This window comes from Micromonospora sp. NPDC050187, from assembly GCF_044459745.1.
Lineage (GTDB): Bacteria > Actinomycetota > Actinomycetes > Mycobacteriales > Micromonosporaceae > Micromonospora.
In genome coordinates this window covers 413191-429805 of record NZ_JBITJH010000002.1, presented here as the reverse complement: position 1 = coordinate 429805, position 16615 = coordinate 413191, and the positions used below count along the sequence as shown (strand labels likewise).

The window sequence follows — 16615 nt, the reverse complement described above, 5'->3', positions numbered from 1 at the left end:
CTTCCGCTAGCCACGCCTGGTCCTTTTCGGCAGACTGTTGCGGATCCGCATGATCGACGGCCGTCAGTGGCCGTCATCGACGTCGAGACGGGGTGGAACACGTGGAATCTCTCCGCCGCACCGCAGCCGCCGGCCGGCCGGCCTCCGCCGGACGGTACGCCTGATGCCGGAGACCCGCGTTCCCCGACAACTGGTGCTGTTCCGGCTGCTCGTCGTCGGCACCTCGGTCTCGGCGTTCGGCAGCTACCTGAACATGGTGGCGCTCAACCTCTTCGTCTACCAGGCGACCGGCAGCGCCCTGCAGACCGGCGCCTTCATGGCCCTGCGGCTGGCCGCCGGGTTCCTCGCCGGCCTGGCCGGGGGCACCGTCGCGGCCCGGCTGCCGCGCCGTCCGGTGATGGTGGCCTGCGACCTGACCCAGGCCGCCACGCTCGTCGCGCTGGCGGTCGCCCCCACCTCGGTGCGCCTCGGCCTGCTCCCGGTCGTCGCCGTGGCCGGCGGGCTGCTCGGCACCACCTCGTCGGTGCTGCTGCGCAGCAGCGTTCCCGACCTGGTGTCCGGCCCGGAGCGGGTGACCGCCAACGGGTTGCTCGTCACCGGTCGGGCCGTGGCGATGACCCTCGGCTTCGCCGCCGGTGGCCTGCTGGTCGGCTGGCTGGGCTACCGGGCGGCGTTCCTGGTCGACGCGGGGACGTTCCTCTTCTCCGGCCTCCTGCTCGCCGCACTGCCGTTGCGGTTCCCGAACCACCGGGGTCGGCCGGCCGAGCCGGCCACCGCCGCCGACCGCCCGGACGCCCGGCGGCAACGCCGGCTGGCGCTCGCCGCGCTGGTGGCCGCGCCGACCGTCCTGGTCATCGTGGTGATCCGCGCCGCCGACGCGCTCGGGTCCGCCTCCCACAACGTCGGCCTGCCGATCTACGCGACCCAGGTGCGCCCCGAGGACCCGGCCGCCTTCGTGGGTAACTTCTTTGCCGTCTGGGCCGTGGGCCTGCTCACCGCCCACCAGCTGGTCAAGCGGCTGAACCGGCGGGGGGCGGGGCTGGACGACCCGCGCCGCAGCGAAACGGCCTTCATCGTCGGCACCTGCGTGATGTCGGCGGCCTTCGTCGTGGCCTTCATGGACCTGCCCGGCTACTGGGTCTTCGCGGTGGCGCTGGTCGCCGGGGCCGCCGACGGCTTCACCGAGATCAGCTACACCACCCGGCTCCAGGCCGAACCCGACCCGCAGCGGGGCCACTTCTTCGGGGCGACCGCGATGGCCGAGAACGGGGGACTGGGCGTCGGCATGCTGCTCGCCGCCGGGCTGCTCGAACTGTGGCGACCGCTGCCGGTGGCGGCGGTCATGCACGGCACGGTGGTCGCCCTGGCCGTCGCCGTCGCCGTGGCCGGCGTACTGCGCCGCCGCTCCCGTTCCGCCGCCACGAACGGCGGCATCATGCCCCCGGCCTCCGGCCCGGCGGGTGCGGTCGCCGCGAAGACCCCGGTCGAGGAGAGTGGACGATGACCGTGGACGAGCTGGTCCGGGCCCTCACCGGTCGCGCCGAGATCGTCGACGCCGCCGTGCTCGACCGGACCACCCACGACGGGCGGGTCCGGCGGATCGCCTACGTGGTGCCGGCCGCCACGGTGCCGCCGATCCGGGCGCGCCGGGCCGCCGAGGTGGTCACGCTGGCCCGGCGTGAGACGTCCGGGCCGCCGGTGACCGTGGCCGTGGTCTCCGGCGTCCCCCGGGCCGCCGACGGCACCCCGGACGGGGCCGCGCTGGCGGCGCTGCCGGTCGCCGGCACCGTCGGGGCCCCGATCCGGCCGGCACCCGCATCGCCGGCGCAGCGACGGCACCTGGCCGACCTGATCGACCTCCCGGACCGCTGGGCGGAGGCTCCCGCCGCCGCGTCCCCCACCGCCGCGTTGTACACCCCGCCGCCGGACGGGCCGGTGGCCGTCGCGGCGGGTCCCGCGACGGTCGTCCACCCGGACGACCCGGAGACGCTGCCGGAGGCTCTGGTGCGCGTCGCCGAACAGTGGCCCACCCGGGGCCTGCGGGTCGTAGAGGAGGACGGCACCCGGCTGCTGCCGTACCCGGACCTGCTCGCCGCTGCCCGGCGGACGCTGACCGGCCTGCGCGCCGCCGGCCTGACCGCCGGTGATCCGGTGATCCTGCACATGCCGTCCCTGCTCGACCACTGCGTCGCGCTCTGGGCCTGCCTGATCGGCGGACTGCACGCCGTGGCGGTCGCCCAGGCGCCCGGTTACACCGATCCCAATGCCACCCTGGACAAGCTGGAGCACGCCTGGCGCGGCCTGGACCGGCCGCCGGTGCTCTCCGGCGACGGCACCGTGACCGCGCTCACGCGGTACGCCGACCGCCACGGCCTCGACGGGATGCGGGTGCTCGACGTCGCCGACTGCCGCGACCACCCACCCGCCGCCGACCTGCACCGGCCGGATCCGCAGGACGTGGCGATGCTCCAGCTCTCCTCCGGCAGCACCAGCCGGTCGAAGGTGATCCCGATGACCCACCGGGGCATCGTCGACTACGCCCGGGGCGCCCGGCAGGTCGGCCGGATGCGGGCCGGGGACGAGGTGCTCAACTGGCTGCCGCTGGACCACGTGGCCGGGATCGTCATGATGCACATCGGCCCGGTCGTGCTCGGCTGCGGCACCACCCACGTCGCCACCGCCCTGGTGCTCGCCGACCCGCTGCTCTGGCTCGACCTGTTGGAACGCCACCGGATCCAGCACAGCTGGTCGCCGAACTTCGGCTACAAGCTCGTGTCCGAGGCGTTGCGGAGGCGGCCGGACCGCAGCTGGGACCTGCGACACGTCCGGAGCCTGATCAACGCCGGTGAGCAGTGCACCGTGCCGGTGGTCCGGCAGTTCCTGGCGGACGTACGCGGCTTCGGCATCGAGCCCGCCACCCTGCTGCTGGCCTGGGGGATGGCCGAGACCTGCACGGCGATCAGCTACCAACCGGCCGACGCCTCGGCGGTGCAGCACCTGGAACTCGCCGCCGACGGCACCCGGGTGACCCTGCGCGACGCCCCGGGCCCCGGTGCCACCAGCTTCCTCAGCATGGGGGCCGCGGCCCCCGGCGCCCGGTTCCGGATCACCGCCCCGGACGGCACCACCGCCCTGCCGGACCGGCACATCGGCCGACTCCAGGTGCGGTCGGTGCGGGTCACGCCGGGTTACCTCGGCAACGACGAGGCCAACCGGGCCGCCTTCCCCGACGGCGACTGGTTCGACACCGGCGACCTCGCCCTCCTCACCGACGGCCGGCTCACCATCACCGGGCGCGGCAAAGAGGTCATCATCGTCAACGGGGTCCACTACTTCTGCCACGACATCGAGGACGTGGTGGGCGACGTCGACGGCGTCGCGGCGAGCTTCGTCGCCGCGGTCGGCACGCCGGACGCCGACGGCACCGAGCAGATCGTGGTGCTCTTCGTCGCCGAACACGAACCGGACGCCGCCCTGTTCACCCGGATCCGCCGCCGGCTGGCTGACCGGCTCCAGGTCGCCACGGTCCGCCTGGTCGCGGTCGACCGCGACCGGTTCGAGAAGACCACCAGCGGCAAGATCCAACGCAGCGCCATGCGGGCCCGTCTGCTCGACGGCGGGTACGCCGCCGCCGAACGCCGCGCCGACCTGCTGGAGGCCGGCCCGGACACCATCACCGACTGCCTCTACCGCCCGGCCTGGGAACCCCGGACGATGAGCGGCGACCCGCCGCCCGGACCGGTGCTCGTGGTCACCGACCGGCTCGGCCTCGCCACCGCGCTGCGCGACGTGCTGCCCGACGTCGTGCTCGTCGACGGCCTGACCGCCGCCGGGGACGGCGCGCCGACGGGCACCCCGGAGACGGCCGGCGGCCCCACCCTGCGCGACGCGCTCGCCGCACCGGGCCGGACGCCCGCGCTGGTCGTCTTCGCCCCCAGCTACCTGCCGACCCCCGACCCGGACGACGCGGCGGCCGTCGACGCGGCCGTCGAGACGTGCGGCACCCACCTTCTGCACCTGCTCCGGACGCTGGCCGAGACCGACTGGACCGGCACCGTGCTGACCGTCAGCCGGGGTCTGTACCGGATCCGGGGCGACGAACCCGGCTGCTACCCGGCCGCGCTCACCGCCAGCCTCGGCGAGACCTTCGGCGTCGAGCACCCCGACGTGCGCACCTGGCACCTCGACCTGCCCGGCCCGGACGTGGCCACCGACGCCGCCGTCCTCGCGGCAGCGACCGCCTGGCGGCACCGGGAGAACGTCCTGGCCTGGCGGGACGGGCCGCTCGCGCGCACCCTGCACCGGGTCGTAGCCACCGACGCCGCCACCGGCGACGGGCCGGTGGTCCCCCCGGGCACCCGCTGGCTCGTCACCGGTGGCCTGGGCGGCGTGTCCCGGGCCGTGCTGGGCCGGCTCGCCGCCGACCTCGACCTGCGCCTGCTCGTGGTCGGCCGGACACCGGCCGCGCAGGTCTCCGCCGCCGTGGCGGACCTCGACGGCGGCACCGGACGGGTGCGGTACGCCGCCGCCGACGTCACCGACGGCGCTGCCCTGCGGGCCGCGCTCGACGCGGCCGAGCGGGAGTGGCAGGCGCCGCTGGACGGGGTGCTGCACCTCGCCGGCGACTATCGGCAGGCCACCCTGGCCGAAGTCGATCCCCGGCGGTGGCGGGCCGCCACGGCGGCCAAGGTGGACGGTTCGGTGCAGGTGGCCCGTCTGCTGCGGCACCGGCCGGGCACCCGCCTGGTGGCGTTCTCGTCCCTGCTGGCGCTGGTGCCGGTGGTCGGCACCGGTGGCTACGCGGCCGGCAACGCCTTCCTGGAGGCGCTCTGCGCGCACCTGGGCACGGAGCGGCCCGTGCAGTGCGTGAGCTGGGGGATGTGGCGCGGCATCGGGATGAGCGCCACCCGGGGCGGCGTCGAGCAGGCCACCCGCCGCCACCTGCGAACCCTCTCCGGCACCGAGGGGCTCGCGCTGACCCGGGTGGCGCTGCGCCTGCCCCCGGGGCACCTCCTCGCCGGCGTCGACCCGGACGCGGCGCGTGTCCGGCACCTGGTACGGCCCGTCCGACCGCTGGAGGCGGTCACCGCGTCCGGGCCGGATCCGGTGGACGCCTTCGGCATCCCCGCGCTGGTGGCACCGGACGGGACCGCCGAGGAACCGCCGGACGGCACGTCGGCGTCCCCGCCGACGCCGCCGGTACCGGACGATCGGCCGCCGGCACCGGCCACGCACGCCGCGCCGTCGGCTCCGTCGACCACCCGCGCCGCGCCGTCGGCTCCGCCGGTGGCCCCGACGCCGCCGTCCGGGCCCGTGCCCCGTCCACCCACGGCGTCCGGCACGCCGGCCGGGGACCCGCTGACCGTGGCGCGCACCGTCCGGGAGGTGCTGCGCGGGGCCCTGCCCGCCGGGATCGAGGACCGCACCGCGTTCCACGACGCCGGCCTCGGCTCGGTACACCTGTTGCGCCTGCACACCCTGCTGCAACAGGCCCTGGACACGAAGTTCCCGCAGACCGCCCTGTTCACCCACGGCACGCCGGCCGCGCTGGTGGCGTACCTGGTGGAGCTGCTGGCCGGACCGGCGGACCGGACCGGCGACAGCACCGGCACCCGGACGGCGAGCGACGGACGGATCGCGATCGTCGGCATGGCGTTGCGGCTGCCCGGTGCCGACACCGCCGCGCGGTACTGGCGCAACCTGCTCGCCGGGCAGGTCGACGTGCGCCGCTTCGACCGGGCCGACCTGCTCGCCGCCGGCTGGCCGGCCGCCCTCGTCGACGACGAGACGTTCGTCCCGGTCAGCGGCGCGCTCGAGGACATCGAGAGCTTCGACGCCGAGGCGTTCGGCATCGCCCCACGCGAGGCGACGCTGACCGACCCCCAGCAGCGGCTCTTCCTCGAGGTCTGTCAGGAGGCACTGGAGGACGCCGGGTACGCCGGCACCCGGCGACGGGTCGGGGTCTTCGCCGGTTCCGGCATGCACCTCTACTCGCTCCGCTCCTACCTGCTGGAACAGCTGGCCGGCACCGATCCGGTCGACCACCTCACCGCGTTGCAGGTGACCATCGGCAACCAGCCCGACTTCCTGGCCACCCGGGTGGCGTACCGGCTGGGGCTGACCGGGCCGGCGCTGAGCGTGCAGACCGCCTGCTCCACCTCACTGGTCGCGGTGCACCTGGCCGTCCGGTCGCTGCTGGCCGGGGAATCCGACCTGGCGCTGGCCGGCGCCGCCGCGCTGCACGTGCCCCGGGTGGCCGGCTACCGGCACGCGGAGGGTTCGATCCTCTCCCGCACCGGCGTCTGCCGGGCCTTCGACGCCGACGCCGACGGTACGGTCGGGGGGAACGGGGTCGCGGCCGTCCTGCTGAAGCGCCTCGACGACGCGATCGCCGACGGCGACACCGTGCACGCGGTGATCCTCGGCTCGGCGGTCAACAACGACGGTGCCGCCAAGAGCGGCTACACCGCGCCCACGGCCGACGGCCACGCCGGGGTGATCCGGGACGCCCTGGCCGTGGCGGGTGTGCCCGCCGCGTCGATCGGCTACCTGGAGACCCACGGCACCGGCACCCGGGTCGGCGACCCGATCGAGCTGGCGGCCCTACGGACGGTCTTCGCCGACCGTCCCGCCCCGCTGCCGCTGGGCGCGGTGAAGGCCAACATCGGCCACCTGGACACCGCCGCCGGGATGGCCGGGCTGATCAAGGCCGTGCTGGCGGTCCGGCACGGCCGGATCCCACCGGTGGCCAACCTGCGCCGACCCAACCCGGAACTGCGCCTGGCCGACGGGCCGTTCGACCTGCCCACGTCCGTTCAGCCGTGGCCGGTGCCCGGCCCCCGCCGGGCCGGGGTCTCGTCGCTGGGCGTCGGCGGCACCAACGCCCACGTGGTGGTGGAGGAACCCCCGTCCGCCCCCGCGCCACCGGCCGCCCCGGACACGCCCACCGTCGTGCCGCTGACCGCCCAGACGCCCGCCGCCCTGGCCGCGCTGGCCGAGCGGATGGCCGACCGGCTCGCCACCGACCCGCCGCGCCCCGAGGACGTGCTGGTCACCCTCGGTACGGGCCGGCAGCGGCGACGCCACCGGCTGGTGGCCTGGGCCGCCGGGCCCACCGAGGCGGCGGCGGTGCTCCGGGGCCGACCGGACGAGGCGGGTGACCCGGCCGGCTCGGTCACCGGCGCGGTCGCCGACACCGGGCCCGGCCCGGTCGTGCTCGCCTGCACCGGACAGGGGGTCGACCTGCGCGCGGCGGCGGTGGGCCTGCTGGCGTACGAGCCGGCCCGTGAGGTGCTGGAGACCCTCGCCGCCCGGTACCGGCAGGACTGGGGCATCGACCTGCTGGCGGCGCTGCGTGGCGCGGCACACGAGTGGAACACCGCCACCGTGCAGCCGGCCCTGTTCGCCCTCCAGGTCGCGCAGGCCCGACTGCTGGAGTCGGTCGGCGTCCGCCCCGACGTCGTCATCGGGCAGAGCGCGGGGGAGTACGCCGCGCTCTGCCTGGCCGGCGCGCTCTCCGTCGAGGACGGGCTGCACCTGGCCGCCGTGCGCGGTGAGCTGATGCAGCGCGGCACGCCCCCGGGGGCGGCGCTCGCCGTCCTGGCCGACGAGGCCGAACTGGAGCCGTTGCTGCGCCGGGCACCCGAGGTCGAACTGACCGTGTCGAACGGGCCGCGCCGGCACGTGGTGGCCGGGCCGCCGTCGGCGGTGCGCCATTTCGGGCGGCAGCTCGACGCCGTCGGCGTCCGGCACCGGCCGTTGCCGATCGACCGGGCGTTCCACTCCGCGCTGCTGGAGCCGGTCCTCGACGACCTCACCGCCCACGCCGCCACGCTCGACTGGCGACCGCTGCGGATCCCGCTGGTCACCGGGCTCGGCGGTGCGCGCCTGGCCCCCGGCACGCTGCCGGACGCCACGCACGTCCGTCGCCAGACGCGGGACCGGTCGGACTTCGGCGCGGGCGTCGCCGGGCTGGTCGCCGACGGCTGCACCACGTTCGTGGAGCTGGGCCCGGAGGCGCTGCTCACCATGCTCGGCCGGCAGTGGCCGCAGACCCGGTGGATTCCCGTCCAGCGGGGACGCGGCGACCGGGCCGCCGAGGTGCTCACCGCCCTGGGCGAGGTGTTCTGCCGGGGCGTCGAGGTCGACTGGGCGGCGCTGGCACCGACCGGCCGCCGCGTGCCCCTGCCCACGTATCCGTTCCAACGGACCCGGCACTGGGCCGCCGTGCCCCGTCCGGTGCCGTCCGCCCCGTCCGACCCCCCGGTCGCAGGAGGTCCCGTCATGTCCCCGGCCGCCACTCCGGCCCCCGCCGCCAGCTCGCTCGTCCTGCGCCGGGTGCGGGAGCTGACCGCCCACCAGCTCGGCACCGACGTCGACCGGGTGCCGGAGGAGACGCCCTTCTTCGACCTCGGCGCCGACTCGCTGTTGATGATCAACCTGTTGCGGGAACTGGAGACGACCTTCGGTATCCGGGTCCCGATGCGGGAACTGTTCGAGGAACTCGACAGCCCGAGCCGGCTGACGGCGGCGATCGTCGAGCGGGCCGCACCGGAGCGGCTCGCCGCGCTGGGCGCGCCGACCACGGTCGATGCCCCGTCCGGCACGGTGGACGTGCCGCCGGTCGCCCCGGCGTCCGGTGGTGTCGCCCCGGCGGCGACCGCGCCGTCCGGGTACGCCGTCGCCCCCGACCGCCCCGACACGCCGTCCGTCACCGGCGTCCCCGCCGTGCCCGGCGCGGTCCCGTCCGCGCCGGTGGTGGCGGCGGTGCCCACCCCGGTGCCGCCGATGTCCGGCGCGCTGCCGGCCGCTGTCCCGACGCCGGCGGTGGCCGTCCCGCCGGCCGGTTCGGTCCCGCCGGCCGGTGACCCCGTCGCCGGTGAGCTGCTCCGGGGGCAACTCGCGCTGATGGGACAGTTCACCGAATTGATGGCCCGCCAGCTCTCCGCACTGGCCGCCGTCTCCCCACCCGCCGCCGCCGTTCCGCCCGCCACAACGCTGCCCGCCCCGACCGCCACGCCGCCGCCCGCCACCGCCACGGCGACGTCCGCCACCGCCACGGCGACGTCCGCCACGGCGACGTCCGTCCCGGCGACGTCCGCGCCGGCCGGGTCCGCCGGTGTCGGGTCGGCGGCCGGCGGCACCGACGCACCGGCGACGTCGGCGCGGACCGACCCGGCGACCATCCCGGCCCAGGTCGGCCCGCGACCCACCCGGGTCGGCGCCGGATTGGGCGGTGGCCGCCTCGACCCACGGCAGCAGGAGCACTTCGCCGACCTGGTCCGCCGCTACACCGCGCGGACCGCGACCTCCAAGGCGCTCGCCCAGCGGCACCGGCGGCGGCTGGCCGACAGCCGGGCCGTGGTCGGCTTCCGTCGCGCCACCAAGGAACTGCTCTACCCGCTGGCCGCCCGGCGGGCCCGGGGCGCCCATCTGGAGGACGTCGACGGCAACACCTACGTCGACATCACCATGGGCTTCGGGGCCCTGCTCTTCGGCCACGAGCCGGACTTCCTCACCCGGGCGCTCGCCGAACACCTCGACGGCGGGCTGCGGCTCGGTCCCCGGGGCGCGGAGACCGGTGAGGCGGCCGAACTGCTCTGCGACCTGACCGGGATGGACCGGGCCGCCTTCGCCACCACCGGCACCGAGGCCAACTCGGCCGCCTTCCGGCTGGCCCGCGCGTACACCGGGCGGCCACTGATCGTCATGTTCACCGGGTCGTACCACGGCCACATCGACCCGGTGCTGGGCCGTGGGGTGCGCGACGGCGACACCTGGCGCACCGTGCCGGTCTCCGCCGGCATACCGGACTCGGCGATGTCCGACGTCATGGTCCTGCCGTACGACGACCCGCAGAGCCTGGCGGCGATCGAGCGGTCGGCCGACCGGATCGCCGCCGTGGTGGTCGAACCGGTGCAGAGCCGGTACCCGGACCGCCAGCCGGCGGAGTTCCTCCACGCGTTGCGGGCCGCCTGCGACCGGTACGGCATGGTCCTGCTCTTCGACGAGATGCTCACCGGCTTCCGCCCGCACCCACAGGGGGCGCAGGGCGTCTTCGACGTCCGCGCCGACCTCGCCACGTACGGCAAAGTGATCGGCGGCGGCTATCCGGTCGGCGCGGTGGCCGGTCGCGCCGACATCATGGACTGGGTCGACGGCGGCTTCTGGAGCTACGGCGACGACAGCTACCCGCCGCAGGACACCACCTTCTTCGGCGGCACGTACATCCAGCACCCGCTCTCCATGGTGGCGGCCCGGGCGGTGCTCACCGAGCTGCGCGACCGGGGACCGGCGCTCCAGGACGGGCTGAACCGGCGCACCGAGCGGCTCGCCACGGCGGTGAACGCGTTCTGCGCCGAGGAGGAGTTCCCGCTGCGGGTGCACCGCTTCGGTTCGCTGTTCCGCTTCGCCTCCGAGGTCAACCTGGACCTGCTCTTCCACCACCTGGTACTGGCCGGCGTGCACGTCTGGGAGTGGCGCAACTTCTTCCTCTCCGACGCGCACACCGACGCCGACGTCGACCGGATCGCCGACGCCGTCCGGGACGGCCTGCTCGCCCTGCGGGCCGGCGGATTCCTGCCCGGCCCGGCACCCGCCCCCGGTACCCCGTCCGCCTCCCGGCCGACCGCCAACGGGCGAGGGCCCGTCGCGGTGCCGTCCCAGGTGGTCGCGCCGTCCCAGGTGGTCGCGCCGCCTCCGGTCGGTCAGCGGACGGCGGCACGGGCCGACGTCAGCCTCTACTTCTTCGGCGACTACCCACAGGAGAGCGTCCAGGACCGCTACGACGCGGTGCTCGACGCGGCGGCCTTCGCCGACACCCACGGCCTGTACGCGGTGTGGCTGCCCGAACGGCACTTCGACTCGTTCGGCGGCATCTTCCCCAACCCGTCGGTGCTGGCCGCCGCCGTCGCCGCGCGCACCAGCCGGGTCCGCATCCACGCCGGCTGCGCCGTACTGCCGCTGCACGACCCGATCCGGGTCGCCGAGGAGTGGTCGGTGGTGGACAACCTCTCCCGGGGCCGGGTGGGCATCGGCTGCGCCAGCGGCTGGCACGCCCGTGACTTCGTCCTCGCTCCGCAGACGTACGGCCGGCACCGGGAGGCGATGTACGAGTCCCTCGACCAGATCCGGCGGCTCTGGCGGGGGGAGGCGGTCACCCGTACCGCCGGCAACGGCGAACCCGTCGAGGTGCGGCTCTTCCCGCCACCCGTCCAGTCGATGCCGCCCCTGTTCACCGCCGTCGTGGGCAATCCGGACAGCTACCGCCGGGCGGCGGCGGCCGGACTCGGTGTGATCACCAACCTGATGTCCCAGGACGTCACGCAACTGGCCGGCAACATCGCCCTGTACCGGCAGACCCGGGCCGAGCACGGCCTGGACCCGGACGGCGGGCGGATCGTCCTGCTGCTGCACACCTACCTCGGTGCGGACGGCGACCGGGCGCGCGAGGAGGCGTTCGGCCCGTTCTGCGACTACCTCCGGTCGTCGCTGGCCCTCTTCGGCCAGGTGACCAACAGTCTCGGTGTCACCATCGACCTGGACTCGACCACCCCGGAGGACGTCGACTACCTCCTCCGCCGGGCCTACGACCGGTACACCGCCGACCGGGCACTGATCGGCAGCCCGGAGGAGGCCCGGCCCCTGGTGGAACGCCTCACCGCGCTGGGCGTGGACGAGATCGGCTGCTTCGTCGACTTCGGTCTCTCCCCGAGCCGGATGCTGGCCGGCCTGCCCGGCATCGACCGGCTGCACACGCTCCTCGCCGGTCCGGCGGAACCGGCCCCGGCGTCCGCTGCGACCGACGGGCCGACGGCCCCCGGCGGGGCGGCAGCGGAACACGGGGCCGGGATCCCGGCGGAGGACGCCAGCCCGCTGACCGAGGCGCAACGCGAGATCTGGTTCGCCGAGCGGGTCCTGCCCGGTCGTCCCACCTACACCGAGTCCCAGGTGGTCCGCCTGGACGGGCCGCTCGACGTGGCCGCCCTGCGCGACGCGCTGACGCTCGTCGTGCGACGGCACCCGGCGCTGCGGTCCACCGTCCGGGAGGTCGACGGCACGCCGTGGCAGGTGGCGCAACCACCCACCACGGTCGAGCTGCCGGTGCACGACGAGGCCGGCCGGGACGTCGCCACCCTCGCCGAGCAGATCGCCGAGGAGGAGACCCGACACCGGTTCGACCTGGACTCCGGTCCGCTGTTCGCGCCCCGGCTGGTCCGGGTGCACGAGCGGCTGCACCTGCTCGTGCTCCGCATGCACCACCTGGTCATCGACACCCTCTCGGCCCAGGTCCTCGCCCGGGAGGTGGCCGCCGGCTACCGGGCGGCGCTGGCCGGCCGGCCAGCCGAGCTGCCGGCGCCGCCGCCCTGGCCGATCCCGGCCGAGGAGCCGGCGGCGGAGGTGGTCGACGCGCAGTTGGCGTACTGGCGGGACCGGCTCGGGTCGCGGCCGGGGCTCGGGCTGCCGACCGACCGGCCCCGTCCGGCGGTCCCCAGCGGAACCGGCGCGGTCGCCGGGGTCGAGCTCGACGCGGACCTCACCCGGGCGATACGGGACGCCGGACGCCGGCACCGCGCCACCCCGTTCATGGTGCTGCTGGCCGGGTTCGCGGCGGTCCTCGCGGACGACGGCCGCCAGCCGGACGTGCTGCTCGGCACCCCGGTCGCGCACCGTCCCGCCGCCGCGCAGGAGGCCGTCGGGCTGTACGTCACCACGCTGCCGCTGCGGCTGTCGGTGGCTGCCGACGCGAGTTTCGCCGACGTCGTCCGGGCGGCCCGCACCGCGCTGCTCGACGCGCACGACCACCGCGACGTGCCGGTGGGCCGCGTCGCGCGGGCCCTGGGCATCGAACCCGAGGCCGGCCGACACCCGCTGTTCGACGTCGTCATCGAGTACGACAACCAGCCGGCGTTCGCGTTCGACCTGCCCGACGTCCGGGCCACCCTGCTCGACACGGCCGTCCGCCGGGCGCCGTTCGACCTCACCCTCTTCGTCACCGACCTCGGGGACACGCTGCGCTGCCAGCTCAACTACGCCACCGACCTGTTCGACCCCGGCACCGTGCGGCGCGTCCTCGACCGGCTGGTGGCGGTGCTGCGGGCCGGCACGCAGCACCCGGACGAACCGGTCGCCCCGCCCGAGGCCACCCCGGCGGGGGAGGACGGCGGACCGCCGGCCCCCGGTGCCGACGCCCCGCTGCCCGCCCTGCTGCGCCCCGACCGGGCCACCGTGGTCGGTCCGGACGGGCGGCTCACCGGGCCCCAGCTGCGCGGGCGGGCGGAGGCGGTGACCGAGGCGTTGCGCGCGGCGGGCGTCGGTCCCGGCGACCTCGTCGGGATCCACCTGCCCCGCAGCGCCGACGCGGTCGCCGCGATGCTCGGTGTGCTGCACGCCGGCGCGGCCTACGTTCCGCTGGCACCCGATCAGCCCACCGCCCGGCTGGCCGACGTCGTCGAGCAGGGCGCGTTGCGCGTGGTGGTGTCCCGGTCCGCGCTGCCCCCGCTGCCCGGCGCGACGGCGACCCTGCACCTGGACCGGCTCACCGCCGCCGACCCTGGCGGTACCGACCACGGTGGTGGCGACCCGGCCGTCGGGCTGGACGACGCGGCGTACGTGCTGTTCACCTCCGGCTCCACCGGCCGGCCCAAGGGCTGCGTGATCCCGCACCGGGCGATCAGCAACACCGTCGCCTGGTACACCCGTGACCTGGACATCACCGCCGACGACCGGCTGAGCTGGTTCTGTAGTCCCGGCTTCGACGCCTCGTGCATCGAGGTGTGGCCGGCGCTGCGGGCGGGAGCCACCCTGCACGTGGTCCCCGACGAGGCCCGGCTCGACCCCGTGCGCCTGCGGAACTGGTTGGTCGCCACCGGCATCACCGTGGCGTTCCTCCCCACCCCGGTCGGGGAACTGCTGCTCGACCTGGACTGGTCCGCCGGGCCCCGACCGGCACTGCGGCACCTCGTCGTCGGCGGCGACCGGCTGCGTCGGGGGGCCACGCCGGACCTGCCGTTCACGCTCACCAACGTGTACGGTCCCACCGAGGCGACCGTCGTCTCCACCTGGGTCCACCTCGACGGCACCACCGGCGACGACGAGCCGCCGTCGATCGGTCGACCGGTGCCCGGCACCTTCGTCCGGGTGCTCGACGACGAGGGTCGACCCACTCCGGTCGGCGTACCCGGTGAGGCGTACCTCGGCGGCCGGCAGTTGGGCCGGGGTTACCTGGGACTGCCGGAGGAGACCGCCGCCCGGTTCCTCCACCACCCCGAGTACGGTCCGGTCTTCCGCACCGGCGACGTGCTCCGATGGCGCCCCGACGGGCAGTTGGAGTTCCTGCACCGCGCCGACGCCCAGGTGCAGATCCGTGGCTTCCGGGTGGAGCCCGGGGAGCCCGAGCACCACCTGCGCCGCCTCGACGGGGTGCGGGACGCGGCGGTGCGCGGCTGGACCGACCCCGAGGGCGGGCACTACCTGGCCGGGTACGTGGTGCCCGACCGCCCCGGGGTCGACCCGGCGGAACTGGCCCGCCAGCTCGCCGCCCGACTGCCGGACTACCTCGTGCCGACCGTGTGGACGATCCTGCCCGAGTTGCCCGCCACGGAGAGCGGCAAGATCGACCGGGCGGCGCTGCCGGAACCGGACCGGACGTCGGCGGAGTGGGCCGGCACGGGAAGCCCGCCTGCGGACGACCTCGAACGCCGGCTGCACGACCTCTGGTGTGCCGAGCTGGGCCTGCCCACGCTCGGGGTGGAGACCACCTTCTTCGCTCTGGGCGGCACCTCGCTGACCGCGATGCGGCTGCTCAACCGGGTCCGCGCGGAGACCGGCGAGAGCATCGGAGTGCTGGACTTCCTGCGGGAACCCACGGTCCGGGCAATGGCGCGGCGGCTGCGGGAGACGTGGGCGGAGCCGGCCGACGCCGGAGCGCCGGCCCGGGTGAGGGGGACACTGTGACCGCTCCCCAGCCGGCCGATCTGGACGACCTGCTGCGCGAGCTGCGCCGCCGGGACGTGCGGCTCACCGTACGCGGAGGGCAGCTCGACTACGACGCGCCCGCCGACGCGCTCGACGCGGACCTGCTCGCGGCCATGCGTCGGCTCAAGCCGGCGCTGCTGGGCCGCCTCCGCCGAGCCGGCCCGGCGGTGACGTCCGCCGGACCGGACGGCGCAGCCCGGCCCGCCGACGTCGGCTCCGTCGATGCCGTGCCCGGCGACGACGACGGCGACGACCGGCGGGTGCTGGTGACCGCGCCGACCAGCGTCGGCCAGGCCCGGCAGTACCAGATCACCAGGGAGACCGCCTTCCCGCAGGTGCTGACCGTCGCCTTCCGGCTGACGCTGCACGGCCCGCTCGACCGGGCGGCGCTGCGTCGGGCACTGGCCGACCTGACCGTCCGGCAGGCGGCCCTGCGGACCCGGCTGGCGGTGCGGGACGACGGGGTGTGGCAGCAGGTGCTCGCCCCCCGGTCGGTGCCGCTGCCGGTGCGGACGGTCGCGGCGGACGACCTCGACCGGGCGGTCGAGGAGTGGGCCTCGATCCCGTTCGCCCTGGAGCGCGAACCGGCGTTCCGGGCGGCGCTGTTCCAGACCGACGGCCCGACCGGGCCGGACGACCGCCGGCACGAGCTGGCCCTCGCCATCCACCACGGTTTCGTGGACGGCTGGTCGGCCCAACCGCTCCTGGACGACCTGGCGGAGTTCTACCGGGCGGCGGTCACCGGCCACCCGGCCGAGCTGCCGCCGTTGCCCGCCGAGTTCGTCGACTTCTGCCGGTGGGAGGTCGAGTACCTGGCCCGGCCGGAGACCCACCGGATGCTCCGGGAATGGGTCGACGAGCTGCCCGCCGGGACCGTCCCGATGCGGCTGCCCACCGACCGGCCGCGCGTTCCCCTCACCACCGACCCCGGCGGGGTGCTCCACCACACCTTCCCGCCCGACCTGGTCGCGGCGGTGTCGGCGTACGGCGTGAGTCGCGGCGCCACCCCGTACGCGGTGTTCGCGGCGGCCTTCACCTGGCTGCTGCACGACCTGACCGGCGCACCGACCGTCAACCTGGTCGCCTCGGTGGCTAACCGCACCGATCCCCGGTACGACCGGGTGGTGGGGGTCTTCGCCCAGGCGGCCCTGCTGCTCGTTCCGGTCGTCGGCGTGGCGTCCTTCGACGAGCTGGTCCGGCGGACCGCGCGGGTGACCTGGCAGGCCCTGGCCCGCCAGTCGGTGCCCTCGTCGGTGCAGATCGCGGCGCTCGGCGAGGCGTTCACCAACTTCCCCTGCCGGGTCTACTTCGACCTGCTCGACATGGCCGACCCGGTCCTACGCCTGGCCGGCCTGGAACCGGCCCCGGCCCGGGACGTCGTGCTGGCCGGCTCCCGGGGCGACCTGACCTGGCAGCTCCGTCCGCTGCCGGAGGGTGGGATGGCGTTGCTCATCGAGTACGCGACGAACCTCTTCGACGCCGACACGGTCGTCGGTTGGCTCGACCGGTACCAGCGGCTGCTCTCCCGGTTGTTGGCCGCGCCGGATGCCCCGCTGCCCCGCGCCGGTGACGCCGGGGCGCCGTGACCGGCGGGTGGTCCGCCGGGTTCGGCGGACCACCGGTGCGGGCGTGCGGACGG

3 protein-coding genes are annotated in these 16615 nt (G+C 75.8%); all 3 read left to right on the top strand.

The genetic code is table 11. The annotated features are described in order from the left end of the window. The first annotated feature begins 163 nt into the window (after nucleotides 1-163). From ACIBJE_RS05090 to ACIBJE_RS05080, 3 genes are read left to right on the top strand one after another with little or no spacing between them, the layout of a single operon-like run. Entirely contained in the window at nucleotides 164-1504 is a 1341-nt protein-coding gene (locus ACIBJE_RS05090) for an MFS transporter (RefSeq protein ID WP_396743026.1), read from the top strand. Continuing rightward, on the top strand, nucleotides 1501-14955 hold the full coding sequence (locus ACIBJE_RS05085) for a MupA/Atu3671 family FMN-dependent luciferase-like monooxygenase (protein WP_396743023.1): 13455 nt from the start codon (nucleotides 1501-1503) through the stop codon (nucleotides 14953-14955). The genes ACIBJE_RS05090 and ACIBJE_RS05085 overlap by 4 nt, the downstream gene beginning before the upstream one ends. Beyond that, a complete protein-coding gene (locus ACIBJE_RS05080) occupies nucleotides 14952-16562 on the top strand; it encodes a condensation domain-containing protein (protein WP_396743020.1) in 1611 nt (536 codons plus the stop codon). The genes ACIBJE_RS05085 and ACIBJE_RS05080 overlap by 4 nt, the downstream gene beginning before the upstream one ends. Nucleotides 16563-16615 lie beyond the last annotated feature (53 nt).